Annotated in this window: 23 protein-coding genes; 4 read left to right on the top strand and 19 right to left on the bottom strand. The window is 57.9% G+C overall.

All coding sequences use genetic code 11. From position 1 onward, the window contains the following. Nucleotides 1-187 precede the first annotated feature (187 nt). The gene (gene queD, locus ACFOJE_RS04055; protein ID WP_377812988.1) at nucleotides 188-544 is read right to left on the bottom strand and encodes a 6-carboxytetrahydropterin synthase QueD; all 357 of its coding nucleotides are present in this window, start codon (nucleotides 542-544) and stop codon (nucleotides 188-190) included. A 288-nt stretch (nucleotides 545-832) separates the two neighbouring features. On the opposite strand from queD, the gene ACFOJE_RS04050 reads away from it, so the two are divergent. The 4 genes from ACFOJE_RS04050 to ACFOJE_RS04035 all read left to right on the top strand — a co-directional run bounded on the left by ACFOJE_RS04050 (nucleotide 833) and on the right by ACFOJE_RS04035 (nucleotide 4,323). Continuing rightward, a complete protein-coding gene (locus ACFOJE_RS04050) occupies nucleotides 833-1,144 on the top strand; it encodes a PepSY domain-containing protein (protein ID WP_377812992.1) in 312 nt (103 codons plus the stop codon). Continuing rightward, on the top strand, nucleotides 1,144-1,809 hold the full coding sequence (locus ACFOJE_RS04045) for a response regulator transcription factor (protein WP_377812987.1): 666 nt from the start codon (nucleotides 1,144-1,146) through the stop codon (nucleotides 1,807-1,809). Before ACFOJE_RS04050 ends, ACFOJE_RS04045 begins: the two co-directional genes overlap by 1 nt. Next, nucleotides 1,806-3,128, top strand: coding sequence for a sensor histidine kinase (locus ACFOJE_RS04040; RefSeq protein WP_377812986.1), 1,323 nt, complete (start codon nucleotides 1,806-1,808; stop codon nucleotides 3,126-3,128). Before ACFOJE_RS04045 ends, ACFOJE_RS04040 begins: the two co-directional genes overlap by 4 nt. Before the next feature lie 127 nt (nucleotides 3,129-3,255). Next, nucleotides 3,256-4,323: an AI-2E family transporter gene (locus ACFOJE_RS04035; RefSeq protein WP_377812985.1), complete on the top strand. Its 1,068-nt coding sequence runs from the start codon at nucleotides 3,256-3,258 to the stop codon at nucleotides 4,321-4,323. Nucleotides 4,324-4,389: 66 nt separating this feature from the next. Here the strand turns inward: ACFOJE_RS04035 and nuoN are convergent, their stop codons facing one another. From nuoN to ACFOJE_RS03945, 18 genes are all read right to left on the bottom strand, one after another. After that, nucleotides 4,390-5,865 (bottom strand): NADH-quinone oxidoreductase subunit NuoN, encoded by a 1,476-nt coding sequence (gene nuoN, locus ACFOJE_RS04030; RefSeq protein WP_377812984.1) that lies wholly within the window; start codon nucleotides 5,863-5,865, stop codon nucleotides 4,390-4,392. Between the two features lie 8 nt (nucleotides 5,866-5,873). Further along, nucleotides 5,874-7,403 carry an NADH-quinone oxidoreductase subunit M gene (nuoM, locus tag ACFOJE_RS04025; protein WP_377812983.1) on the bottom strand — a complete coding sequence of 510 codons (1,530 nt, stop codon included), beginning with the start codon at nucleotides 7,401-7,403 and terminating at the stop codon, nucleotides 5,874-5,876. Nucleotides 7,404-7,428: 25 nt separating this feature from the next. Then, nucleotides 7,429-9,276, bottom strand: coding sequence for an NADH-quinone oxidoreductase subunit L (gene nuoL / locus ACFOJE_RS04020; protein WP_377812982.1), 1,848 nt, complete (start codon nucleotides 9,274-9,276; stop codon nucleotides 7,429-7,431). Further along, nucleotides 9,273-9,581 (bottom strand): NADH-quinone oxidoreductase subunit NuoK, encoded by a 309-nt coding sequence (gene nuoK / locus ACFOJE_RS04015; protein ID WP_377812981.1) that lies wholly within the window; start codon nucleotides 9,579-9,581, stop codon nucleotides 9,273-9,275. Before nuoK ends, nuoL begins: the two co-directional genes overlap by 4 nt. A 4-nt stretch (nucleotides 9,582-9,585) precedes the next feature. Beyond that, nucleotides 9,586-10,086, bottom strand: coding sequence for an NADH-quinone oxidoreductase subunit J (nuoJ, locus tag ACFOJE_RS04010; protein ID WP_377812980.1), 501 nt, complete (start codon nucleotides 10,084-10,086; stop codon nucleotides 9,586-9,588). Between the two features lie 13 nt (nucleotides 10,087-10,099). After that, nucleotides 10,100-10,648, bottom strand: coding sequence for an NADH-quinone oxidoreductase subunit NuoI (gene nuoI, locus ACFOJE_RS04005; RefSeq protein ID WP_377812979.1), 549 nt, complete (start codon nucleotides 10,646-10,648; stop codon nucleotides 10,100-10,102). Between the two features lie 13 nt (nucleotides 10,649-10,661). Further along, complete coding sequence (gene nuoH, locus ACFOJE_RS04000; RefSeq protein ID WP_377812978.1) at nucleotides 10,662-11,654, bottom strand: NADH-quinone oxidoreductase subunit NuoH; 993 nt, start codon at nucleotides 11,652-11,654, stop codon at nucleotides 10,662-10,664. Further along, nucleotides 11,651-14,368 carry an NADH-quinone oxidoreductase subunit NuoG gene (gene nuoG, locus ACFOJE_RS03995; RefSeq protein WP_377812977.1) on the bottom strand — a complete coding sequence of 906 codons (2,718 nt, stop codon included), beginning with the start codon at nucleotides 14,366-14,368 and terminating at the stop codon, nucleotides 11,651-11,653. The genes nuoH and nuoG overlap by 4 nt, the downstream gene beginning before the upstream one ends. A gap of 143 nt (nucleotides 14,369-14,511) precedes the next feature. Further along, complete coding sequence (gene nuoF / locus ACFOJE_RS03990) at nucleotides 14,512-15,861, bottom strand: NADH-quinone oxidoreductase subunit NuoF (protein WP_377812976.1); 1,350 nt, start codon at nucleotides 15,859-15,861, stop codon at nucleotides 14,512-14,514. Next, nucleotides 15,858-16,352: an NADH-quinone oxidoreductase subunit NuoE gene (nuoE, locus tag ACFOJE_RS03985; RefSeq protein ID WP_377812975.1), complete on the bottom strand. Its 495-nt coding sequence runs from the start codon at nucleotides 16,350-16,352 to the stop codon at nucleotides 15,858-15,860. Before nuoE ends, nuoF begins: the two co-directional genes overlap by 4 nt. 1 nt (nucleotide 16,353) lies before the next feature. After that, a complete protein-coding gene (nuoC, locus tag ACFOJE_RS03980; RefSeq protein ID WP_377812974.1) occupies nucleotides 16,354-18,135 on the bottom strand; it encodes an NADH-quinone oxidoreductase subunit C/D in 1,782 nt (593 codons plus the stop codon). Nucleotides 18,136-18,196: 61 nt separating this feature from the next. Beyond that, a complete protein-coding gene (locus tag ACFOJE_RS03975; RefSeq protein ID WP_377812973.1) occupies nucleotides 18,197-18,871 on the bottom strand; it encodes a NuoB/complex I 20 kDa subunit family protein in 675 nt (224 codons plus the stop codon). Nucleotides 18,872-18,881: 10 nt separating this feature from the next. Next, nucleotides 18,882-19,298 (bottom strand): NADH-quinone oxidoreductase subunit A, encoded by a 417-nt coding sequence (locus ACFOJE_RS03970; RefSeq protein ID WP_377812972.1) that lies wholly within the window; start codon nucleotides 19,296-19,298, stop codon nucleotides 18,882-18,884. Between the two features lie 394 nt (nucleotides 19,299-19,692). Then, the gene (locus tag ACFOJE_RS03965; protein ID WP_377812991.1) at nucleotides 19,693-21,717 is read right to left on the bottom strand and encodes a PhoX family protein; all 2,025 of its coding nucleotides are present in this window, start codon (nucleotides 21,715-21,717) and stop codon (nucleotides 19,693-19,695) included. Nucleotides 21,718-21,849: 132 nt separating this feature from the next. After that, nucleotides 21,850-23,445, bottom strand: a complete 1,596-nt coding sequence (locus tag ACFOJE_RS03960; protein WP_377812971.1) for an isocitrate lyase — start codon at nucleotides 23,443-23,445, stop codon at nucleotides 21,850-21,852. A 502-nt stretch (nucleotides 23,446-23,947) separates the two neighbouring features. Beyond that, nucleotides 23,948-24,760 (bottom strand): secretin N-terminal domain-containing protein, encoded by an 813-nt coding sequence (locus ACFOJE_RS03955; protein ID WP_377812969.1) that lies wholly within the window; start codon nucleotides 24,758-24,760, stop codon nucleotides 23,948-23,950. A 204-nt stretch (nucleotides 24,761-24,964) separates the two neighbouring features. Next, nucleotides 24,965-25,390: a GNAT family N-acetyltransferase gene (locus tag ACFOJE_RS03950; protein WP_377812968.1), complete on the bottom strand. Its 426-nt coding sequence runs from the start codon at nucleotides 25,388-25,390 to the stop codon at nucleotides 24,965-24,967. Next, nucleotides 25,383-26,549, bottom strand: a complete 1,167-nt coding sequence (locus ACFOJE_RS03945; protein ID WP_377812967.1) for a ribosomal protein uL16 3-hydroxylase — start codon at nucleotides 26,547-26,549, stop codon at nucleotides 25,383-25,385. The genes ACFOJE_RS03950 and ACFOJE_RS03945 overlap by 8 nt, the downstream gene beginning before the upstream one ends. Nucleotides 26,550-26,562: the final 13 nt, after the last annotated feature.

The following is a 26,562-nucleotide window of genomic DNA, read 5'->3' as shown; positions in this document are numbered from 1 at the left end:
TGGGGTTTCCCCATGTGAGAGTAGGTCATCGTCAAGCGCCTATCCCGAACCCCCGACTGGCACCTGCCGGTCGGGGGTTCGTCTTTGCGCCGCGAAAAAAGGGGCCGCCCACCCGAGGTGACGGCCGACACGGCTCGCCGCGTCGGCGGAGCAGACAAGGCCATCCGGAGATGGCCTTGATGTCTATTTAATCTCCACGGTATTCACAGCCACTAGTACATGTCTCATGAATTCGTATCCGAGAAAGCTCGGGTAATAGTGGTTTTAGCTGTATCCAAACCCATTTTGCTATAAATTCGCTGGTTGGATTCTCTAGGCCAGGGATATCATTCAGATAATTATGGTCTAGTTTTTCATATATAGGCTTGAAAATTGCCTTGATCTCGGAGAAATCCCGTATCCAGCCAGAATGCGGATCGATTTCCCCTTCGATATAAATCGCCACTCGAAAAGAATGTCCATGTAGACGACCGCATTTGTGACCACATGGGACATGCGGCAGGCGATGTGCAGCTTCAAATGTAAACTCTTTAAATAATTCCACAGATAGACTCTGATAGCACGATTGATTGATCGACGTTAGGACCATCTCTTTTCTGATGGCCTAGGCTGCCTGCTTCCTTACCAAGATAACCCTCGCAGGATGTTACCCCCTGAGGCTCGTATAACGAGATGATTGAGCATTATAAATGTATGAGACAGTAAGACCTATAAATACGGCGTGTGATGGGATTCAGCCTAGCTTAAGTTTGGCCATATACCCTAGAGAAGGATAGGCTAGCGACTACCAGCCTAAGTCCTCCTCATGATTGCTCTAAAAATAGGCAGTTTAATGACTTGGTTATCTAAGCATTGTGCATTAGGTCTTATGCTCTATCTCAGCATGTTTTCAGCAATTGCTAGAGATCTGGAGCAAGATGAAGCGCTACGTCTGCGAATGGATGGAGTCATTATGCCCCTAGAGGATCTCGTTCACCTAGCGCTCCAGCAGTATCCAAAGGCTCGGTTGTTGGAGGTGGAGCTCGAGGATGAAAAAGGGAAGTACATATATGAGGTAGAGCTGCTCACCCAATCTGGAGGCGTGCGAGAACTGGAGTTTGACGCGCGGAATGGGCGCTTGTTGAGTGATGAGGAGGAAGACTGATGCGTCTACTGCTGGTTGAGGACTCAATCCCCTTGGCTGACGAGCTGACTGCAAGCTTGATACAGCAAGGTTATGCAGTGGATTGGCTCACGGATGGGCGTGACGCAGCTTATCGAGGGCTAACTGATCCATATGACATCATAATCCTCGACCTTGGACTGCCAGGCAAGTCTGGTCTGGAGGTGTTGAAGGAGTGGCGTTCTGGCAAGATGACCACCCCAGTGCTGATTCTTACCGCTCGATCTTCCTGGGCGGAGCGCATTGATGGTTTGAAAGCCGGAGCTGATGATTATCTCTGTAAACCTTTTCATCCAGAGGAGCTTCTATTACGTGTTCAAGCTTTATTGCGTAGATCACATGGGCTAGCTAACCAGCCACAACTCGAAGCAGGGGGGATGCAGCTCAATGAGGACCAACAAACAGTCACGTGTAGGGATAGATATATCGAGTTAACGACGGCGGAATTTCGTTTACTTCGTTATTTGATGCTCAACTCAAACAAAGTGCTTTCAAAAGCGCAGCTTGCTGACCATCTGTATGACGGGGAAACAGAACGGGATTCAAATGTAATAGAAGTGCACATTAATCGTCTACGAGGAAAACTGGGACGCAATGTGATTGAAACTCGCCGCGGTCAGGGCTACCGCTTTTGCGGTGCAGAGTGACGTCTATCCAACGCAAGTTGAGTTTCAGCCTCGTAATAGTTCTATTGACGACTGGTTTGCTTTTGGCGCAAACCACTCTCTGGTTATTCGATATCGGCTTACGCCGTTATTTGGAGATCAGTCTTCGAGAGGAGGCTGAAGGCCTGTTGGCGGCCCTGGTCCGCAGCCCAAATGGTATCCAATTGGATCAGCAGCATCTTCCTGGCGGCTATCAACGCCCCTATTCCGGCCACTATTTCCGGATCGATTTTTCAATGCAGAGTTGGCGCTCTCGCTCTCTCTGGGACTACCCCATGGTGCCGCCAGAAGAAAACGGGTTGCAAGCTGATCTCGAAGACGGGCCCAAAGCACAGAAGCTGTTGGTTTATCGGATTAATTATCGACGATTCGGGGAAAACATATCCATTACGGTGGCTGAGGATTACTCACCCATTCTAAAAACCTATCGGCAAATGCAATGGGCTGGAAGTCTTCTGGGAACCACGACCCTGATCTTGCTGCTGCTACTGCAGCGTTTTATGGTTCGACGTGCGCTCTCTCCCTTGGAGGAGGTACGCCAACAGGTGATTCAGCTTCAGAAAGGCCAGCGAAAGGAGCTAGATGGCCAGGTTCCCCTCGAGTTGGAGCCTTTGGTTGAGCAGATAAATCATCTGCTCCATCAAACCGAGATAACCTTGCAGCGCTCACGTCATGCCATTGGCAGTCTTGGTCATGCACTGAAGACCCCTCTAGCAGTACTCATAAGTCTTGCGCAGCGAAATGAGTTCTCGCTAATCCCAGAACTTCGCAATGTCTTACGAGAGCAACTGGCATCCATCGAACAACGTCTCTCACGGGAACTTGCTCGGGCGCGTATTGCAGGTGAAGTTACACCACTTAATTACTTCGATTGCGATGCAGAGCTGCCCAGCTTGTTTGATACGCTGAAAATGGTGCATAACCGGAACCTAGTGCTGGATTGGTATGTACCAAAAGGCTTGCGATTGCCATGGGACAGGGAAGATGTATTGGAACTGCTCGGCAACCTTTTGGATAACGCATGTAAGTGGGCGCGTTCGAAAGTCCATCTGCAGATTAGTATTGAGTCGGACCGCCTATTGATCTGGGTGGATGACGATGGCCCAGGGGTAGCAGCCGAATCACGCGCTGAAATATTAGGGCGCGGAATTCGTCTGGACGAGCAGGTCGCTGGCCATGGGCTAGGGCTAGCTATCGTCAGGGACATACTTGATGCTTGGAAGGGAACCCTCGAATTGCAGGATAGCCCATGGGGGGGCTTGCGTGTTGTTCTGAAACTACCGATACGGCCTACGGTGTGAAACGGCTGAGAGCTGCCCCTCGCATTCGAGCCGGTAGTCGCTCTGTATTGAATCATGTAGGTGCATATCGGCACTCAGCCCGAGAGAAACGGACTAATGGGTGAGAGTCCTTTCTTCGGGATTGGAAATGATCAATCAGGGCCTTGAATACAAGTTCTTCCTATTGCTATTGATCTTGGTAACGCTGGGGTTCTGCTGGATTCTACTGCCTTTTCACGGCGCCGTATTCTGGGCTGTCAGCCTAGCCATTCTCTTCCGCCCTCTCCAATGTCGTCTGGAACATCTTTCCAAGGGCCGATGGAGGAATTTAATTTCCTTGATCACATTATCGGCTTGTCTGGTCGTCGCCGTATTGCCGGTCACCGTCATGGTGGGCCTGATGGTCGAAGAGGGCGCTGAACTATTTAAGCAAATCGAATCGGGGAGTGTAGATTTTCAAAGCTTTATCGAAAGGATAAGGATGATGCTACCGCATCCTCTGAATATCCAGCTCTCACGCTTCGGATTGGATAATTTGGGCGGACTGAGGGATAGGATAGCCAGTGGCGCAATGCAGGCTAGCCAGTTTCTCGCCACCAAGGCCTTCAATATCGGTCAAAACACATTCCAATTCATCCTCAGTAGCTTTGTGATGCTCTACCTGCTTTTCTTTTTCCTCAGGGATGGGCCTGTATTGGTGGCGCGCGTTACTCAGGCTATACCTCTTGAAGAAGCGCAGAAGCATCGGTTGCTGCGCAGATTCACACGTGTGGTTAGGGCAACGATCAAGGGCAATATCCTTGTGGCAATTGCTCAAGGAGCCATAGGGGGACTGATTTTTGCTCTCATGGGGATACCCAGTGCATTGGTCTGGGGAGTCGTGATGGCATTTCTTTCTCTATTGCCGACAGTTGGCGCTGCTCTGATTTGGGCGCCGATAGCACTCTATTGGATGCTGAGCGGAGAGGTATGGAGAGGAGTAGTCTTAACCCTTTTCGGTGTCTGCGTGATCGGTCTTGTAGATAATTTAATGAGACCGTTCTTGGTCGGTAAGGACACCAAGATGCCAGACTATCTGGTCTTGGTGACGACTCTGGGTGGACTAGCTCTTTTCGGACTCAACGGTTTTGTTATCGGCCCCTTGATAGCTGCGCTATTCATTTCGATATGGGGATTGTTCAGTGAGCCAGAGGATCGCGATGCTTCAGACGGTTAGGAGAGGAGAAGGGAAGGGGGGCTGACGCACGGATCACCTAGGTGGGGCCGTGCGTCAGGAGCGGACTCAACCTGCTAGAGCCAAGCTGCTGTGATGAACCAGATCCAGCAACGGCTGCGGGTATACGCCGAGAAGGAAAGCCAAGAACGCAACGAGCATCAACATGATACCGCTGGTGCGTTGGCCCCAGTTTAAAGGAGCGTCATGGCGGCGCAGATGCGGTTCGATGAGGTAGAGGGTCACCATCACCCGCAGGTAGTAGAAGACACCGATGGCACTACCGAGGATCAGTACGCCAATGAGCCACCACAGTTCTGACTCGACGCCCGTAGCGATCACATAGAACTTACCGATGAATCCTGCAGTGAGCGGGATACCGGCCAGCGACAGCATCATCAGAGTCAACACGGCGGTCAGGTAAGGGCGACGCCAGAAGAGACCGCGATACTCGTACAACGCATCGGCATCGCGTCCGCTGAACGGAGTGGACATTAGAGTGATCACACCAAAAGCGCCCAGGCTCGTCAGAACATAACTAACGAGATAGACACCTACCGCCTCGACAGCCATCCCCTTGCTGGCGATCAAAGCGATGAGCAGATAGCCGAAGTGGGCGATGGAGGAATAACCGAGCAGCCGCTTTAGGTTGCTCTGCATCAAGGCCAACAGGTTGCCGAATATGATCGATCCAACGGCGATCAAGCTGAGCAGGTGGTTGAGCCAACCATCGGCCATCGCAGGGGAGATCTGATACAGGCGCAATAGCACTGCAAATACTGCTACTTTACTGGCAGTTGCCAAGAAGGCCGCAACTGGAGCAGGTGCGCCTTCATAGACGTCCGGTGTCCACAGATGGAAGGGAACCATCGAAAGTTTGAAGCCCAAGCCGATCAGCATCAGGCCGACCCCGACTTGCACTAGGGTGCCGTGAACTCCTGAGCCCGACAAACTCTTACCCAAGCTGATGAAGCTCAGGCTACCAGAGTCTGCGTAGAGTAGTGCCATACCGAACAGCAGGAAGGCAGATCCTACTGCAGACAGCACCATATACTTGATGCCGGCTTCGAGTGATCGCTTATTGAAGAAGGCATAAGCGACCATGCCGTAGACCGGGATCGACAGTAGTTCCAAACCGATGAACAGGCTGGCGAGATGCTGGGCACTGACCAGTACCTCACCACCGGCAGAAGCCAGAAGAAACAGCAGGTAGATCTCCTCGCGGTTGCCCGGATAGCCGGGTAAGCCAGCCTTGTCTCCCAGGTAGGCATGACACAAGGTCATACAAGCCAGGGTGGTCACGAGTATGAGCGACATATACAGAAGCGAGTAGTTGTCGATCATCAGCAGCTGAGTGACCTCAAGGGGGGCGGCCTTGGAGGCTGGGATGATCGACAGCAATGCCAAGTTCAGACCAATCGTAGAGAGCATGAAGGTCTGCGAATGATTGCGCTTCCAGGCGATACCGAGCATCACCACCACGGGGGTGGCGCAGGTGATGAGCAACGGCAGCAGAGCGATGAAGTGTTGAGTCGTCAGTTGCATAGCGCTACTTACCGGGCCGTGACAAGTTGGGAAAAGGCGGTGCCAATCCATTGCTGCACGCCCTGCATGCTGGCGGCGGAGGTATCGAGTACCGGCTGCGGATATACGCCAAGCAGAATCAGCAGACCTGCAAGGCCGAGCACCGTAATGAGTTCACGGCTGTTCAAGCCAGCTATGGCACTCTCAGACTTGGCAGGGCCGAAATAGGCACGGTGGATCATGCACAGCGAGTAGACGGAGCCGAACACCAGGCCAGTTGCTGCCAAGGAGGCGATCCAAGGGAAGCTGGGGAAAGTGCCGATGAGGATCAGGATCTCACCGATGAAGTTGCCGGTGCCTGGTAGGCCGAGCGCCGCGGCTGCAAAGAACAGGCTAACGGCCGGTAGCCATGACATACGGCCCCACAGGCCACCCATTTCGCGCATGTCGCGGGTATGCAGCCGTTCGTAGAGCTGACCGCTGAGGATGAAGAGCGCCGCAGCGGAGAGACCGTGCGAGATCATCTGGACGACCGCGCCTTGCAAGGCAATCTGACTTCCCGAATAGATTGCAATCAGAATGAAGCCCATGTGGGACACGCTGGAGAATGCCACCAAGCGCTTCATGTCGGTCTGTGCAAAGGAGAGCAGTGCGCCGTACACGATGGCGAATACGCCGAGGGCCATGGCAATCGGCGCGAACTCTGCCGATGCATTGGGGAACAGCGGCAGAGAGAAGCGCAGCATGCCGTAAGCTGCGGTTTTCAGCAGGATTCCCGCAAGGTCCACAGAGCCTGCAGTCGGTGCCTGAGCATGGGCATCGGGCAGCCAGGAATGCACTGGCACGACCGGGAACTTGACCGCGAAGGCGGCGAAGAAGCCGAGCATCAGTAGGTACTCTGTACCAGGAGCCATCTGGGTCTTCAGCAGGTCCGCATAGGCAAAGGTCAGCACACCAGTCTGGCTGTAATGGACGAATACCAGGCCGAGGATGGCCACCAGCATGATAAGACCGCTGGCTTGCGTGAAGATGAAGAACTTGGTGGCTGCCGTGATACGGCTTTTGCCCACACTGCCGCTATGACCCCAGAGCGCGATGAGGAAATACATCGGCACCAGCATCATTTCCCAGAAGAAGAAGAACAGGAACAGGTCGATGGCGAGGAAGACGCCGATAACCCCGCCGAGGATCCACATCAGATTGAGGTGGAAAAAACCTACGCGATGCTGGATCTCTTTCCAGGAGCAGAGAACAGAGAGGACACCAAGCAAACCGGTGAGAACGACCATCAGCACCGAAAGACCATCCAGTGCCAGATGTACGCTGATGCCCAGCCGGTCGATCCAGTCCACCTGGAACTCACTGGTCCAGCGAGGTTCGGCACCTGGCGCCGGTGCTAGACTGAAGTCGCCGGAAGCCCACAGCCATAGGCCGAGAGCGAACAGCAAAGCCATGCTCAGCAGTGCTATCCAGCGTGGCGCGGCGGCGCCGAGGCGCTCACCTAGCCAGCAGAGGAAGCCGCCGATAAAGGGAATCAGGATTAGCCAGGGCAGTATCATGACGGGCTCAATTCCTTCTAAAAAGTCAGGCCAGCAGCACAATGCCGAGCAGGAGCACGGCACCGCCGACGATGGAAGTGGCGTACCAGCGTAGCTGGCCGCTTTCGCTGCGGCTCAGAATCGCATTCCCCCCGCGTGCCAGTAACGGCAGCAGGCCAATGGTCTGGTCGATTGGGTCACGGCCGAGCAGGCGGCACAACAGCAGATAGGGTGTGACGAAGAGCTTGTCATAAAGCCAGTCGAAGCCCCAGGCGGCATACCACCAAGCGCCCAGGAAACGTCCGGGGGCACTGTTGGCCAAGGCATTGATGAAGCTGCGCTTGCCGAGGAACAGCAGTGCGGCGATCAGGATTCCGGCAAGGGCGATTGCCCCTGAGGTGATTTCCAAACTGTGCTTGGCCTCGCCTCCGGCATGGCCGATGCTTTCCGGCAGTACTCCGGCCAGTGGCGGAGTGATCATGGCACCAACGAAGGTGGAAAGAACGATCAGAAGCATCAGAGGCAGAGCGTAAGTAATGCCATGCCCATCGTGTGCCTCGGTCTTGGCTTCGCCATGGAAGACGATGAAGATGAGGCGGAAGGTGTAGATCGATGTCAGGAAGGCACCGGCTAGGCCGGCATAGAGCAAGCCTTGATGGCCACTGGCAAAGGCCTCCCAAAGAATCTCATCTTTGGAGTAGAAGCCGGCGGTGACCATCGGCAGGGCTGCCAGCGCAGCGCCGCCGACGAGGAAGCTGGCGTAGGCCAGCGGTACTTTCTTCCACAGTCCGCCCATCTTGAAGATGTTCTGCTCATGGTGGCAGGCAATAATCACCGCACCGGAAGCCAGGAACAATAGGGCCTTGAAGAATGCATGAGTCATCAGATGGAAAATGGCTGCATCCCAAGCACCAACGCCTAGGGCCAGGAACATGTAGCCGATCTGGCTCATGGTGGAGTAGGCGAGGATGCGCTTGATATCGGTTTGCACCAGGGCGGCGAAGCCTGCCAGCACCAATGTCACGCCACCGACGGTGCCGACCAATTCGAGGACTTCCGGCGTCAGCAGGAAGAGGCCGTGGGTACGGGCGATCAGGTAGACGCCGGCGGTGACCATGGTCGCAGCGTGGATCAGGGCGGAAACCGGAGTCGGGCCAGCCATGGCGTCGGCCAGCCAGGTCTGCAACGGCAGCTGGGCGGACTTACCAACGGCCCCCCCGAGCAACATCAGCGTGGCGATCTGCAGCCAGCCATCCCCCGCTGCGTACTTTTGCGGAGCCAGGACCATCAGTTCCTGAATGTTCAGGGTGCCAAGATGGAAGACTAGGATGAACAGGCCGATGGCCATGAACACGTCACCGATACGGGTGACGATAAAGGCCTTGAGTGCTGCGTTGCCGTTCTTGCGTTCGTGGTAGTAGAACCCGATGAGCAGATAGGAGCACAGGCCCACACCTTCCCAGCCGAAGTACAGGAACAAGAGGTTATCGCCGAGCACCAGGAACAGCATGCTGGCGATAAACAGGTTGGTATAGGCGAAGAAGCGCGAATATCCGGTTTCACCACGCATGTACCAACTAGCGAACATGTGAATCAGAAATCCGACCCCGGTCACCACGCCCAGCATGGTCAAGGACAGACCATCCAAATACAGGGTGAAGTTGGTCTCGAAGCCGTCGACCGATAGCCACTGCCAGAGTTGCTGGGTATAAACCCTCCCTTCCGGCGGGGCGACGTTGAACTGCCAAATAATCCAAGCAGTCGTCAAGGCCGACAGGCCGACAGAGCCTACACCGACAAGGGCTGACAGGTTTTCAGACCAGCGCCCGCGGGAAAACGCCAATAGCACAAAGCCGATCAGCGGAAACAGGAATGTCAGAAATAGTAGGTTCATCCGCGCATCTCGCTGGCAGCGTCGATATCGAGGGTATTGAAGCGGCGATGCAGCTGCAGCAGGATCGCCAGACCAATGCTGGCCTCAGCGGCAGCAAGGGTAATCACCAGAATGAACATGATCTGGCCATCGGCCTGAGCCCAGCGACTACCTGCAACGACGAAAGCCAGAGCGCAGGCGTTCATCAGAATTTCCAGACTCATGAGCACGAACAGAATATTGCGCCGTACCATGAGGCCGACCAGGCCTAGACTGAACAGCAGACCGGCAAGCGCCAATCCGTGCTCCATGGGGATTGCATTCATGGTGTCACTCCTTCGCTTCGTGGCGGCCGAGGTGATAAGCCGCGACCAGCGCTGCGAGAAGCAGCATGGAGGCAAGCTCAACTGCCAGCAAGTAGGGGCCGAACAGGCTTATGCCGACCGCCTTGGCATCCACAGTGGTCTGACCGATCACTGAGCCGTTTGAGGTGCCGAACAGCACGTAAACCAGCATGCCTAGGAGCAGGGCGGAGAGTACGGCGGGTCCCGTCCAGATGCCCGGGGAGAGCCACTTCCTCTCCTGTTCGGCAATGGCTGGGCCGAGGTTGAGCATCATCACGACGAAGACGAACAGCACCATAATGGCGCCGGCATACACGATGATTTCCAGAGCGCCGGCGAAAGGGGCGCCGAGGCTGAAGAAGCACATCGATACCGCCAGCAGTGACACAACGAGATAGAGCAGGGCGTGCACGGGATTGGTATGGGTGATCACCCGCAGGGTGGACACTGCAGCGACCCCGGCTGCTAGATAGAACGCGAATTCCATGTTTCCTGGGTCCTTAAGGCAGCAAGCCTTTCACGTTGATCGGCTCGGCTTCATTCTGTGCAGCGCCTTTCGGCTTGCCGGCGATAGCCATGCCTGCCACGCGATAGAAGTTGTAGTCCGGGTTCTTGCCGGGGCCGGAGATCAGCAGATCCTGCTTCTCGTACACCAGATCCTGGCGCTTGTACTCGCCCAACTCGAAGTCCGGGGTCAGCTGGATTGCGGTGGTCGGGCAGGCTTCCTCGCACAGGCCGCAAAAGATGCAGCGAGAGAAGTTGATGCGGAAGAACTCAGGATACCACCGGCCATCGTCCTTCTCGGCTTTCTGCAAAGAAATGCACCCTACCGGGCATGCAACGGCGCAGAGGTTACATGCTACGCAGCGCTCTTCGCCGTCGGGATCCCGAGTCAGGACGATACGGCCGCGGTAGCGCGGCGGCAGATACACGGGTTCTTCCGGGTACTGTAGGGTGTCGCGCTTGCGGAATGCATGGGAAAACACCATCACCAGGCTGCGCAACTGGGTGTAGGTGCCGTAAAGCACATCCCCGATATATTTAAACATCGCGTGATTCTCCTTACTGGGCCGAGGCCAGCACGAGTGCGCCGGTCACCAGCAGGTTGAGCAGGGTCAGCGGCAAGCAGAACTTCCAGCTGAATGCCATCACCTGGTCATACCGCGGACGCGGCAGGGAGGCGCGCAGCAGGATGAACAGCATGATGAAGAAGGCAGTCTTCAAGGCAAACCAGACGAACGGGATTTGCGGCAGGATACCGAACGGGCCATGCCATCCGCCGAAGAACAGGGTCACCAGTAGTGCCGAAACCAGCACGATGCCGATGTATTCGCCAACGAAGAACATGCCCCACTTCATCCCGGCATACTCGATATGGTAGCCGTCGGCCAATTCCTGCTCTGCTTCCGGCTGGTCGAAGGGGTGACGGTGGGTCACCGCGACGCCAGCAATGAAGAAGGTGCAGAAACCCAGGAACTGCGGAATGATGAACCACAGATTCTGCGCCTGGTGTTCGACGATATCGCGCATATTGAAGGAGCCGGCTTGTAGCACCACCCCCATCAGGGCAAGGCCCATGAACACTTCGTAGGACAAGGTCTGGGCGGAGGCGCGCAGGCTGCCGAGCAAGGCGAATTTGTTGTTGCTCGACCAGCCGGCAAAGAGTACTGCGTACACCGCGAGACCAGCCATGCCGAAGAAGAACAGCAGACCGATGTTGAGATCCGCTACCCCCCAGGTCGGAGTCACAGGTATCACGGAGAAGGCGATTAGCAGCGCACTCATCGCCACGATGGGAGCGAGCGTGAAGATCAGCTTGTCGGCGAAGGGCGGGGTCCAGTCTTCCTTGAAGAACATCTTCAGCATGTCCGCGCCCAGTTGGAACATGCCGAAGGGACCAACACGGTTCGGACCGTAACGGTCCTGCCAGAGACCGAGGAGACGGCGTTCGACAAAGCTGAGCAGAGCTCCGCTGACCACGACGGCCAGCAGGATGACGATCGCCTTGAGAACGGCAATGACGATATCGATCAATTCTGGGGTCAGCCAGCTCATTTCGATGCCTCCTGCAGGCTGCTAGCCAGGCTGCCGAATACCGAGGCAGGAATGCCCGGCAGACCAGCAGGCAAGGCCAGCATGCCAATACCCAGATCATCACTCACGCGCAACGGCAGGCGAAATTCCATTCCATTGATATGCACGCTGAGCAAGGCGCCTTCGCTCACGCCGAGGCGGTCAGCTTCGGCCTTGGCCAAGGCCAAGTAGGGCTGCGGAATGCGCTCCTGCACCGGGGCGGCGCGGGAGCTGGTTTCCTCACTGCCGAACAAATGGTGGAGCGGCACTACCTGCCAGTGCCCCGGTGCTGGATTAAAGGCCTTCGGAGCCTCGCCGAGCCAGCCCAGGCGATCACCTTGGGGCTCGATCAGGCGGACACCCGGATCGCCGGCGCGCAGATGTCCCCCGACTTCGTCCTGAAACTTGTTCCAGGCCTGAGGCGAGTTCCAGCCCGGCGCCCAGGCGAAGGGGATTTGCTGCCGGTCTTCTGCACTGCCGGAGTAGCCCTCCATCGAGAAGGCGAAGGCAGTATCCATGTCCTGTGGTGTACGCGGCTCATGCACGCTGATATTGGCGCGCATTGACGTCCGGCCGCTGTAGCGGTGCGGCTCGCGGGCTAGCTTCAGTCCCTTGATACGGAAAGAGGCATTGGGGGCTGCATCGAGAATGCCAGCAAGATGCGGGTGCGCGTTGGCGCAGGCGGCCGTCACATGATCGAGCTGGGTCCAGTCGACCGACTTTCCTTCCAGCGTGCTATGAAGTGCGTGCAGCCAGCGCCAGCCTTCGCGAACCAAGTTGCTGGGATCGTAGTAGCTTGGGTCATAAACTTGGAAGAAGCGTTGAGCACGACCCTCCTGGCTGATCAAAGTGCCGTCGGCTTCGGCGAAGCTCGCCGCGGGAAGCAGCAGATGAGCCTTCGCACTGGTGGGTGTTTGCTGATGATCGGCGAGGATCACGACCTTGGCGGCCGTCAGCGCGGCATCCACCAGCGCAGCATCGGCGCGTCGGTACAGATCGTTCTCCAGAATTACCACGGCATCAGCCTGGCCGCTGCTGAGAGCTTTCAGGGCGGCGTCCAGCGAGCGACCGCCGAACAAGGCCAGCCCCAAGCTGTTTGCTTCGGGGGCGACCAGACTGATAGAGGCATTCTTCTCGCGATTGTGCAGAGCCTTGCCAATGTTGGCCGCCGCCTCGATGATCGCCTTGGATCCGAGTGATTCGCCGGAAACGATGAGAGGGCGCTTGGCTTGCAGCAGCGCCTCGGCGACCCGCTGGGCCAGTTCGGAGGCCTCGGGCTCCAGGCCGGCCACCGCCGGTGCGCTTGGATCGATGGCGTGAGCCACGGCGAAGCCCAGGCGGGCCAGGTCATCCGGGGCTGCATGAACGCATTCGCTGGCCACATCATCCAGCTTGGTCGGCGCCAGGCTGGCGATGTAAAGCGGGCTAAGTTCGTGCTGCGCGATGTTCTTCACCGCAGCATCCAGCCAAGGCTGGACCTTGAGCTTGGCGGCCATCTCTTCGCCTTTGCCCTTGACCGCTTGGCGTAGGGCCAGGGCGATACGAGCAGCGGTCTGAGTCAGGTCTTCGCCGAGCACGAACACTGCGTCATGCTCTTCCATGTCTCGCAGGGAGGGGACTGGCAGAGGGCCTTCCTGCATGATCTTCAGGATCAGCTGCAGGCGCTCCAATTCACCGGCCTCGATACCCGAGTAGAAATTATCCATGCCCACGAGCTCGCTGAGGGCAAAGTTGCTTTCCAAACTGGCGCGGGGAGAGCCGATGCCAATCACCTTGCGATTTTTCAGCAGGGTGGCGGCCTGGTCCAGAGCGGCATCTAGCCCCATAGTCTTCTGGCCTGCCAGCAGCAATGGCTGGCGTGGCCGATCTTTCCGATTGACATAGCCATAGCCGAAGCGGCCGCGGTCGCAAAGGAAATAGTGGTTCACCGAACCGTTGAAGCGGTTCTCGATGCGACGAATCTCCCCATAGCGCTCTCCCGGGCTGGTGTTGCAGCCTACCGAGCAACCATGGCAGATGCTGGGTGCAAACTGCATGTCCCACTTGCGGTTGTAACGCTCGGAGTGGGTTTTATCGGTGAATACGCCGGTCGGACATACTTCGGTGAGGTTGCCGGAGAACTCGCTCTCCAGTACCCCATCTTCGATCCGGCCGAAATACACATTGTCATGCGCGCCGAAGACTCCGAGGTCGGTGCCACCGGCATAGTCCTTGTAATAACGGACACAGCGGTAGCAGGCGATACAGCGGTTCATCTCGTGGGCAATGAACGGGCCGAGCTCCTGGTTCTGATGGGTGCGCTTGGTGAAGCGATAACGTCGGGCGCTGTGCCCGGTCATCACCGTCATGTCTTGCAGATGACAATGTCCGCCTTCCTCGCAAACTGGGCAGTCGTGCGGGTGGTTGGTCATCAGCCATTCGACGACGCTCTCGCGAAACTGCTTCGCCTCTTCGTCATCGATCGAGATCCAAGTGTTGTCCGTGGCGGGTGTCATGCAGGACATTACGAGACGACCGCGCTTGTCGTTCTCGTCGTTGTACTGCTTCACCGCGCATTGGCGGCAGGCGCCGACGCTGCCGAGCGCCGGGTGCCAGCAGAAGTACGGGATGTCGAGTCCGAGGGACAGGCAAGCCTGCAGCAGGTTGTCTGCTCCATCGACTTCGAACGTCTTGCCGTCTACGTGAATAGTGGCCATGGTTCAGTTTCTTCTTACCCACCGAGGCGGGTGTGACTAAGGGAAATCTTGGCTCCACTCTCTTCGAGAGGGTGGCAGGGGTAATGGCTGACTAGCCAACTTCCCAATTCCACCTCTCCAGCGAAAAGGACAGGGGCTGTTCTTTAAGCTCCGACCATCTGGGGCTTCACCCCTGTCTGGTCTTGTCTGGCGATTCCTGCCTCGAACTCATCGCGGAAGTACTTGAGCGCACTGCCCAGCGGCTCCACGGCACCAGGCGCATGGGCACAGAAGGTCTTGCCCGGCCCGAGGAAACGGCAGAGCTGATCCAGGGTCTCCAGATCGCCGACCTTGCCTTCGCCACGCTCAAGGGCACGCAGCAGCTTCACGCTCCAAGGAAGTCCGTCTCGGCACGGCGTACACCAACCGCACGACTCTCGGGCAAAGAACTCTTCCATATTGCGCAGCAGCGAAACCATGTTGATGCTGTCGTCCACCGCCAGAGCCAAGCCGGTACCCATACGGGTGCCCACCTTGCCGATACCGCCGGCGTACATCTGCGCATCCAGGTGCTCCGGCAGCAGGAAGCCGGTACCGGCGCCTCCCGGCTGCCAGCACTTCAGCTTGTAGCCATCGCGCATGCCGCCGGCGTAGTCCTCGAGCAATTCGCGCGCGGTGATGCCGAAGGGGAGCTCCCACAGTCCGGGATTCTTCACCTTGCCGGAGAACCCCATCAGTTTGGTGCCGTGATCTTCGCTACCGGGAAGGGCGAGGGATTTATACCAATCGACGCCATTGGCGACGATGGCCGGCACGTTGCAGAGCGTCTCCACGTTGTTCACGCAGGTGGGCTTACCCCAGACGCCCACTGCGGCGGGGAAGGGGGGCTTGGAGCGGGGGTTGGCGCGGCGTCCTTCCAGCGAATTGATCAGTGCCGTTTCTTCGCCGCAGATGTAGCGGCCTGCGCCGGTGTGTACGAACAACTCGAAGTCGAAGCCGCTGCCGAGGATATTCTTGCCGAGCAGGCCGGCAGCTTTTGCTTCCTCGATTGCACGGTTGAGGTTGCGCGCCGCATCGACATACTCGCCGCGCAGGAAAATGTAGCCGCGGTAAGCCTTGAGGGCCCTGGCGCTGATCAGCATTCCTTCTACCAGAAGGTGCGGAAGTTGCTCCATCAGCATGCGGTCTTTCCAGGTGTTCGGCTCCATCTCGTCCGCGTTGCACAGCAGGTAGCGGACATTCAGGGACTCGTCGGCCGGCATCAGCCCCCACTTCACCCCTGTGGGGAAGCCTGCGCCGCCGCGGCCCTTGAGGCCAGAATCCTTGACCTGCTGCACGATGTCGGCCTGGGCCATTTCCGTCAGCGCCTTGCGAGCGGCGGCATAGCCATTCTTCTGCCGGTATTCCTCAAGCCAGACGGGTTGGGCATCGTCGCGAAGCCGCCACGTGAGTGGATGGGCTTCCGCAGTTCGAGGCATCCGGTTGGCCGGACCAATGGAGGTCAAAGTCTTCATGCGTAAGCCTCCAGTAGTTTGGCCACATCCTCGGCTTTGACGTCGCCGAAGGTGTCCTCGTCAATCATGAGAGCCGGGGCTTTGTCGCAGTTGCCCAGACAGCACACCGGCAGCAGGGTGAAACGCTGGTCCGGAGTGGTCTGGCCAAGGCCAATGCCAAGCTGTTTCTGAATGGAACCAAGCACGGACTCATGGCCGCCGATGTAGCAGGTCATGCTGTCGCATACGCGGATGACATGGCGACCAACAGGCACGCGAAATATCTGGCTGTAGAAGGTGGCCACGCCTTCAACGTCGCTTCCCGGTATGCCGAGAATCGCTCCGATCGCTTCTGAGGCGCCGTCCGGCACCCAGCCGCGCTCCTTCTGCACGATCTTCAGGGCTTCGATGGATGCCGCTCGAGGGTCTTCATAGTGGTGCATTTCGTGCTCGATGGCCGAGCGCTCTGTTTCGCTCAGGACGAAACGATCAGTCTGGATAATTGAGGTCATGTCAGCGGTCCACGTCGGCCATAACGAAGTCGATACTGCCCAGATAGACGATCAGGTCGGCAATCATGCTGCCGCGGATCACCGATGGAATCTGCTGCAGGTGGGGATAACTGGGCGTACGAATCCGCGTGCGGTAACTCATGGTGCTGCCGTCGCTGGTCAGGTAATAGCTATTGATACCCTTGGTTGCCTCGATCATCTGGAAGGATTCGTTGGCTGGCATCACAGGACCCCAGGAAACCTGCAGGAAGTGGGTGATGAGAGTTTCAATGTGCTGCAGCGTACGTTCTTTCGGCGGAGGCGTGGTCAGCGGGTGATCAGCCTTGTACGGGCCTTCCGGCATGTTCTTCAGGCACTGCTCGATAATTCGCAGGCTCTGGCGCATTTCGCCCATCTTGACCATGCAGCGGTCGTAGGCATCTCCGTTATGAGCCAGCGGAACCTCGAATTCGAAGTTCTCATAACCGGAGTAGGGGCGAGCCTTACGCAGATCGAAGTCGAGCCCGGTTGCGCGCAAACCGGCGCCCGTGACTCCCCACTCCAGCGCCTCCTTGGTGTTGTACTGGGCGACGCCCTGGGTGCGACCGCGCAGGATGCTATTTTTCAGGGCTGCCTTTTCGTATTCATCGAGACGCTTGGGCATCCAATCGATGAACTCCTTGACAAGGCGATCCCACCCTTTCGGCAGGTCATGGGCGACACCGCCAATACGGTACCAGGCCGGGTGCATGCGGAAACCGGTGATGGCTTCGACGACCTTGTAGGCACGCTGACGGTCCGTGAAGGTAAAGAACACCGGGGTCATGGCACCGACGTCCTGAATATAGGTGCCGATGTAGAGCAGGTGGTTCAGGATACGGAAGAACTCGGCCATCATGATGCGGATCACGTCGACCCGCTGGGGCACCTTGATACCCGCGAGCTTCTCCACTGCCAGCACGTAGGGGAGATTGTTCATCACCCCGCCGAGGTAGTCGATCCGGTCGGTATAGGGAATGTAGCTGTGCCAGCTCTGGCGCTCGGCCATCTTCTCGGCACCGCGGTGGTGATATCCGATGTCCGGAACGCAATCGACGATTTCCTCACCATCCAGCTGCAGGACTATACGGAATGCACCGTGAGCGGAAGGGTGGTTCGGACCCAAGTTGAGGAACATGTAGTCTTCATGCTCGCTCTTGCGTTTCATGCCCCATTCTTCAGGGTTAAAGCGCAAGGCTTCCTGTTCCAGGTCCTGCTTGGCGACGGAAAGGCTATAAGGGTCGAACTCGGTAGCGCGGGCCGGATAATCCTTGCGCAGGGGATGACCTTGCCAGGTCGGGGGCATCAGAATCCGGCAAAGATGCGGGTGGCCGGTGAAGTTGATCCCATACATGTCCCAGACTTCGCGCTCGTACCAGTTGGCATTCGGCCAGACCGGGATGGCACTGGGGAGATTCAGATCGCCTTCCTTGAGCGCCACCTTGATCATCACATCGCTGTTACGCTCCAGCGACATCAGGTGATAGAAGACAGTGAAGTCTGCATCGGGCAATCCGCGGCGCTGGGTGCGCAGGCGCTCGTCCACGCCATGCAGGTCATAGAGCATGACGTATGGGCGCGGAAGGTTGCGCAGGAAGGTCAGGACTTCAATGAGCCTTTCCCGAGGCACCCATACCACCGGCATCCCGGTACGGGTGGACTGTAGGGTGAAGGCTTCGGCGCCAAATCGGGAGTTCAGTTCGACGACCACATCTTGGTCGTCAGCCTTGTACGGCGGAATAGACAGAACGGTGTCTGCAGTCATGGTCTCGGTCGCTTTCGGTCAGCGTACGGATGAGCTTGTCTTCAGTGGGGAAGAAGTGGGCTCAAACTTCGTCGGGGCTGCGCAGGTTGGTTACCTGGATTCGCTGTTCGCGGCGCGTTTCCCGCTGGGACGGCATTTCAGCACGATAGATGCCTTGGTCACCGACGACCCAGGAAAGCGGCCGGCGTTCCTCGCCGATGGACTCCTGCAGTAGCATCAAACCTTGCAGAAACGCTTCGGGACGAGGCGGGCAGCCGGGAATGTAGACGTCTACAGGGAGGAACTTGTCGACCCCCTGCACGACCGAGTAGATGTCATACATGCCGCCCGAGTTGGCACACGAGCCCATGGAAATGACCCATTTGGGTTCGAGCATCTGCTCATAGAGGCGCTGGATGATCGGGGCCATCTTGATGAAGCAGGTACCGGCAACGACCATGAAGTCAGCTTGGCGAGGCGATGCACGGATAACTTCAGCACCGAAGCGGGCTACGTCGTGGGGGGCAGTGAAAGCGGTGGTCATCTCCACATAGCAGCAGGAAAGGCCGAAGTTGTATGGCCAAAGGGAATTCTTGCGCCCCCAGTTGACCGCACCGCTGAGCACGTCTTCCAGCTTGCCCATGAAGATATTGCGGTGAACCTGATCCGCTAGCGGATCGGAAACGGTCTCCCGCTCGCCGATTGGATACTTTTCATAAGAAGCATCCGGATCGATCTTGGTGAGTTTGTATTGCATCGCCAAAGCCTCATTGTTTTAGCTTCGCCTGCCGCGCACGACGTCCTGCGGGAGCCCAGTCGAGGGCCCCGATTCGCCAGAGATAGACAAGACCTGCCAACAGAATTGCTATGAAAACGGAGGCTTCGATGAAGCCGGCCCAGCCGCTTTCGCGCGCGGAAACCGACCAAGCGAAGAGAAATAGGGCTTCGATATCGAAGATCACGAAGAGCATCGCGACCAAATAGAATTTTGCGGACAAGCGCAGGCGCGCGCCGCCGGTGGGCACGATACCCGACTCGAAAGGCTCGTTCTTGCTTCGCCCGATCGCCCTGCTGCCTAGTAGGCGGGACGCGCCAATCATGAAGGCGCAGAGGCCGAAAACTCCCAGTAGGAAAACAGCGAAACCCCAGTTATGGGTCAGGGTGGCAACAGCGGCTTCAGGCATGCCGGGACTCCGTAGCGGAAGGAACGGCTTGAACAGTTTTAGGGCTGCGACAATAGGTAGCAGCCGTTCAATATCAGCAATTCTATGCGCATGGGGCGCGATAAGTAAATGTTCAATCTAATTATTTGGTCGAATACGAAGGGGGCATTGCTGGGGCTTGCAGGCTGTTTTGTGCAGTGCTGTGCTAAAGCTTTAGGACGCTAATTATAGTGCTCTGTCGGCTGTGCAGCCGATAGCTCCTGCTCTCAAGGCGGTTCCTGCATCGCCGCTACTGCGGAGGAAAACTATACTTCCACCCCGTGTAGCAGATCCTTTCTCATTTGATTTGTCCGATCCTTTTAGCAGCTGGAGAGATCGGTCTTGGCCGATCTCTTGCTCTGAAAGTGCTTTAGGGCTATAGGATTTTTCGCCCATCCTCGCGAGTGATAATGACTGTGGCAGCTCGCGGGCGTTTGCCCGAGCCATTGGGCCAGGTGCTGAGCAGGTTGTTCGGGGTGGAGCCTTCGCCTGGATGCTGAATATTGACAAATAACGTGCGGAAGTCCGGTGTGGCGGTGATCCCTGTAACTTCGCAGCCGACCGGGCCTACCAGAAAGCGCTTCATCTCGCCGCTCTTCAGGTCTGCGACCAGCATCTGGTTATTGCCGAAGGGGCCATCGGTTTGTTGGCTGCCGCTCATGTCGGTCTGTATCCATAAATGCCCTTCGTTGTCGAACCATAGGCCATCCGGGCTGGCGAGGATGTTGTCCGCTGTCAGCGGCTGACCATTTGGGCCTTGGCTGTCGCTTTGCGGGCCGGCGAGGAGGAACAGGCTCCATTTGAATCGCCGGCCGGCATAATCGCGGCTTTCTTCGCGCCAGCGGATGATATGCCCGTAGGCGTTGTTCTGGCGGGGGTTGGCTGCGTCCGGCTCTTTGCGGGATGTATTGTTGGTGAGAGTGAAATAGACATCGCCCGTGTCCGGATGCACTGCTCCCCATTCCGGCCGGTCCATTTTGGTGGCGCCAGCCACATCGGCCGCCAGGCGCGTGTTTATCAGTACCTCTCCCTGGTCGGCGAAGCTGACGCCCGCGGTGTCGCAGGCGGAGCGGAAGGCTGGATCGGCGATGTCCAGCGCCAACCATTCACCGCTTCCGTCGGCGTTGAAGCGAGCGGCATACAGGGTGCCCTCGTCTAGCAGGCTGTCAGTGTTGCGACTACCGGGGCGATATTTATCCCTACTCACATATTTGTAGATGTATTCGTTCCGAGAGTCGTCGCCCGAGTAGCAAACTACGGGCTTGCCAGATCTAGTCGGGGCGAAGATCACCCCTTCGTGAGCGAATCGGCCAAGGGCCGTACGCTTGATCGGTGTGGAGTCCGGATTGAACGGGTCAATCTCGACGATCCAGCCGAACGTGGTGGGCTCATTGCGGTAATCGCCACCGGCATCGCTGCTCTTGCGAGTGGCATCGAAACGCTCGAACTCGTCGCCTGCGAGGGTCTCCCAGCCATAACGGCTGGTGCTACTCACTCCATACCTGCTCAATTCGCGAGGTAGTTCGGTATCTTTGGTGGCGAAATACCCGGCCCAGTTTTCTTCGCAGGTCAGGTAGGTGCCCCAGGGGGTGAAACCGTTCGAGCAGTTATTATGGGTGCCGCGGGCTGATGTTCCGTCGGGGCTGTGACGAGTGACCATGAGTTTGTGGCCGCGAGCGGGGCCGTGTATCTGCATGGGGGTGGCTGCCGTAATGCGGCGATTACGTGCAGAAGGAACGACTTCCCACTGGCCGTTAATTGTGCGGCGAATTTCCACTATCGAGACGCCGTGAGCGTTGATCTCCTTGCGTACTTCATTCGCATTCACTCGTTTGCCGTTGACTACGGTGGGGCCGTTCTTGTGGAGCAGCGGGGCGTCTATGTATTCATGGTTAACGACCAGCAAGCCATGACTACTGTCACGGCCCTTGCCATTCTGGGCATCGATGGGGAAGAAGTGCATGCCATCGTGATGCATGCCGGTTTGCTCGCCCTGGTCCCGGGCAGTGTTGCTGGCGTCGTCGAGGAAGGTCGGGTAGGTGCCGGTGATCGGGGTACCCCAAGGTATGAAAGCGCTCGCCTTGAATCCTTCGGGAACCGTAACCGTATCGGCGCGGGTGACCGGTACTGCGTTGAACAGCAGTCTCTCTTGGCGCCTGGGCAGTCCTGCCGCTTGGCTGGCTTCAGTGGTGCGCGGTAGTAGGGGCGCTCCTAAAAAAGCCAGTATACCCAGCGCCGCCCCTCCGGTGATCACCTGGCGCCGACCAATGCCCTCTATCAGTTCGTGGATATGCGGATTGTTCGAGCTGTTGCTGGGAAGCTCATCGCCATTGCCGAAAAGAGTCGAATCTTTCTGGTTTGCCACAATATAGCTCCATGCATGGGTTCTCAACGGAGCCATGACCCTAGCCCGTTTGTACGACAGGATAATGACCTGCCGGATTCCCATAAAAAGCAAAAACCCCGGCATTTCTGCCGGGGTTCGCTTCATCGGCCCATTTATTGTTTTTATTTGGTCGAGTGAATCGTCCTTTTAGTGGAACTGGTTCATAGTGTTGTCTTTACCGGAGGCCTTCAGAGCAGCTTCGCCAGCGAAGTACTCTTTGTGGTTGTCGCCGATGTCGGAGCCAGCCATGTTCTGGTGCTTGACGCAGGCGATGCCCTGACGGATTTCCTGACGCTGCACGCCCTTCACGTAGGCCAGCATGCCCTGGTCGGCAAAGTAGCCCTTGGCCAGGTTGTCGGTGGACAGGGCCGCAGTGTGGTAGGTCGGCAGGGTGATCAGGTGGTGGAAGATGCCAGCATGAGCGGAACCGTCACGCTGGAAGGTGCGGATCATCTCGTCGGCACGGGCAGCCAGTTCGGTTTCGTCGTAGTCGACGCTCATCAGCTTGGCGCGGTCGTAGGCGGACACGTCTTTGCCTTCGGCGACCATGGCATCGAACACTTGCTGACGGAAGTTCAGGGTCCAGTTGAAGGACGGGCTGTTGTTGTACACCAGCTTGGCGTTCGGGATGACTTCGCGGATGCGGTCAACCATGCCCTTGATCTGGCCAACGTGCGGCTTCTCGGTTTCGATCCACAGCAGGTCGGCGCCGTTCTGCAGGGAGGTGATGCAGTCCAGGACACAACGGTCTTCGCCGGTGCCCTTGCGGAACTGGAACAGGTTGGACGGCAGACGCTTCGGACGCAGCAGCTTGCCTTCTCGCTTGATCACGACGTCGCCGTTGCCCAGTTCGGCTTCGGAGATTTCGTCGCAATCCAGGAAGGAGTTGTACAGATCGCCCAGGTCGCCCGGCTCTTTGGTCACGGCGATCTGCTTGGTCAGGCCGGCGCCCAGGGAGTCGGTACGAGCAACGATGATACCGTTGTCGATGCCCAGTTCGAGGAAGGCGTAGCGAACGGCAGCGATCTTGGCGAGGAAGTCAACGTGCGGAACGGTGACCTTGCCATCCTGGTGGCCGCACTGCTTCTCGTCGGAAACCTGGTTCTCGATCTGGATGCAGCAAGCACCGGCTTCGATCATGCGCTTGGCCAGCAGGTAGGTGGCTTCCGGGTTACCGAAGCCGGCGTCGATGTCGGCGATGATCGGGACGATGTGGGTTTCGTAGTTGTCGATCTGCGACTGGATTTCAGCGGCCTTGGCAGTGTCGCCGGCTTCGCGGGCGGCGTCCAGTGCGGTGAACAGCAGGTCCAGTTCGCGGCTGTCAGCCTGGCGCAGGAAGGTGTACAGCTCTTCGATCAGGTCGGAGACTGCAGTCTTCTCATGCATCGACTGGTCCGGCAGCGGGCCGAAGTCGGAGCGCAGGGCTGCAACCATCCAGCCGGACAGGTACAGGTAACGCTTGTTGGTGGTTTTCAGGTGCTTCTTGATGGAGATCAGCTTCTGCTGACCGATGAAGCCGTGCCAGCAACCCAGCGACTGGGTGTAGACGGACGAGTCAGCATCGTACTCGGCCATGTCTTTGCGCATGATGTCAGCGGTGTACTGAGCGATTTCCAGGCCGGTCTTGAAGCGGTTCTGGGCGCGCATACGAGCGACGGACTCAGGGTTGATCGCGCTCCAGCTGCTGCCAAATTGTTCTTTCAGGGCGGCAATGGCCTTGATGTCGTTTTGATAAGCGGACATGGTCAATCCTTCAAAATTGAATGTGGGTTGAGCAACCGACTTTCCCGCCTTGGGGCTACGTGCTAACGCTGATCGATGCGGACAACACGCGGCAGGGCGTCGAAATATCGGCTGGAAGAATTACGCCGGAGCAGGGTAAGGATCTTCGCAGAGACAGAGGGGCTGTAGCCTGGCTGAGCCAAGCCGACACCTGCCGACTCGAGGCCGGTGGGCGATTCAGCGGACTGCAACTGTCATGCGGCTGATACGTCGATCACTTCCCCGTCCCCGGAGGGACTCATTCCAGTCGCAACCTCGTCACGCTACCTTCTGGGTGGCAAAGACACGGACCAGCTCGCTAGGTGGCGGGAGCCTGATCCGGAGGCCGATTTAGGGCCTCTGGTTAGCGGGAGCGAGGCCATGATGCTAATTTCCAAACGCGACGTCAATGGATTTGTAGTGAAAATTTATGATCACTACAAGAAAGTCTAATACCGTTCATCGGTGCCAATTCCCTAGCCTGTCACTCAACAATGTCGACTTTCAGGCGCATGGAGAGTTCTCCCTGGCTGGTATCGACGCGTTGCCGAAGCACGCCGCTTTCCTCGGTTCGTGTCCCCTCGGTGGAGCCGCCGATATCGATCCATTCGCCCAGGTGTCCGGTGACATGGGTATCCAGGCTCTGGGTGTCGATCACGTCGGAGGAGGTAGCGTTCATTTGCGCTCGCCTGCTGCTCAGGGTGACATGCACCACGTCGCCGGAAACCCGGGCCGTGACGTAAACGCCTCGCGTCACGTCGCGATATTCCGTTTCACGGTACATCCGCCCGTAGGGCCCGAAACCGGTCGCGATCTCCAGGGGCACGCTCTGTCCCAGCTGGATCAGGGCCGGATAGCCTTCGGTCGCCTGGATCTGCTGTGTGTCGCCGTCCCGATCGCGCGTACTACTGCGCAGGATGCGTACGCTGTCCTGGCTGTGCATTTCACCTCGGCCGCTGCTGACTGCCACTCCGCCGGCACTGAGCGTGCCATCCACGGCGTATCCGCTCTCATCGACACGCGCCGCCTTGTTGGTGGCGATACTGATCAACAGCCTGCGGGGAGGGCTATCCAGCTCGCCCAGCACCCGGCGCAATTCGCTGATTCTCCCTTGCGGAGCATTGACGATCAGCTGATTGCCATAGGCGCTGACCTTGCCGTCATTGCCCAGAATCGATTGCGCCATGGGTAGCATTTCTTCCGCCATGCGGTAGTTCAGTGGGATGATTTCTGTCGCGGCGAGCAAAGGGGTGCCGAACACCGACAGCAGCACGATGAGAAATGCTCTTAGCGTCATGGAACAAACTCCGAAACCCTGGGGAATTGGGACAAGGCGGTTGACGATTGGGTGGCGTGAAACGGCAGGAGCGAGCGCAGAACGGTTCGACCTGGGCTCCTTGGCGGCAAGGAATAAGCGATAGGGGATTGCAGGTAAAGATACCGGCGGCCGAAATGCGAAGGCGTTACGCTCATCGTTCTCCGATCGCCGGTGCTCTCGCCATCAAGCGCTCAGGCGCAGCATATCCATATGGGGGATTCCCGCGTCGATATATTCCTCGCTGATGACGGCAAAGCCGTGTCGCTCATAGAAGCGTGTGGCATACACCTGAGCACTCAGCATCTGCCTTCTGAGTCCACGGCGCTCGGCCTCGGCAATGGCCGTGCGCAGCAGGGCGTCGCCGGCCTTCAGTCCTCGCCAGTCCTTGAGGACTGCGACTCGACCGATGTGCCCGTCCCGCAGCAGGCGTGCCGTGCCCACGGCGAAATCCTTCTCGAAGGCGAGGAAGTGGACCGCTTCCTCGTCCTCCGCATCCCATTCCAGTTCTATGGGGACTGCCTGCTCGACGACGAATACGCTTTCGCGTATGCGGCGTATATCGGCGTTGTCCTTCTGCCAGTCGGCGATCCGGACGTAGATCTCATTCATCGGCGAACTCCAAACTTCCCTGTTGTACCAATTGCCATATGAGCTGGCATCCGTCTTCATCGGCCAGCCAGCCTTCCAGGTTGGCGAAGTGCAAGGCCTCGGCGGAGCAGACCAGCTTGAGCAGCTCGCGCAGCTTGCCCGGCAGCAGTCGGCTCTGACCGCTGGCGAACAGTACCAGATCCCCGTCCATTTCGGACCAGGCCAATCGTGCGCTGGGGTTGCGGATCAGTATGGCGCCCTCCTGGAGGCCGGCCAGCAGTTCCTCTTCGGGTATCTCCGTTCCTGCCACCAGTTCCGGATAGCGAGGCTCCGTCATGAACTGTCCGAACCAGGTCAGCAGCAAACGCTCGTCGCCCATGTGCTCCTGGATCAGTGCTTTCAGGCGCTCCAGGGCATCGCGCTGAATTTGGCTGGGATCGTCGCAGGGGCTGATATCGGCATCGCCGTAGCGTTCTTCATCAGGCAGGAATTGGGCGAGGAAGTCGGTGAAATGGGTCAGTACCTCGGCGGCGCTGGGAGCCCGGAAGCCAACCGAGTAGGTCATGCATTCGTCCACTGCGGTGCCCAGGTGTGCCAGGCGCGGTGGCAGGTAGAGCATGTCGCCCGGCTCCAGCACCCAGTCATCGCTGTCCTGGAAGTCCGCCAGGATGCGCAGGTCCGGGTGCTTCATGAGCGGGCTTGCGCTGTCGCACATCTGGCCGATGCGCCAGCGACGCTTGCCGTAGCCCTGGAGCAGGAAAACATCGTAATTGTCGAAATGCGGGCCGACACCGCCCCCGGGAGCGGCATAACTGATCATCACATCGTCGATCCGCCAGCTCGGCAGGAAGCGGAAATGCTCCAGCAGTTCGGCCACTTCCGGGACGAATTGGTCGACCGCCTGCACCAGCAGGGTCCAGTCGCGCTCCGGCAGGTTCTGATAGGTTTCATCGGTGAACGGGCCGCGGCGCAGTTCCCACGGCTGCTCGCCATGTTCGATCACCAGTCGCGATTCGACTTCCTCTTCCAGCGACAGGCCCGCCAGTTCGTCTGGGGAGATGGGACTCACGAAGCCGGGGATGGCCTGGCGGATGAGCAGGGGCCTCTTCTGCCAGTAATCGCGCAGGAACTCACGTGCGCTGATGCCGCCCAGAACTTGAAGTGGAATATCAGAAGTCATGGCTAATACCTTG

Source organism: Azotobacter bryophylli (genome assembly GCF_042643485.1).
GTDB classification, from domain to species: domain Bacteria; phylum Pseudomonadota; class Gammaproteobacteria; order Pseudomonadales; family Pseudomonadaceae; genus Azotobacter; species Azotobacter bryophylli.
Note: the sequence above shows the minus strand (reverse complement) of the source record. Positions and strands in the feature narration are given on the sequence as shown.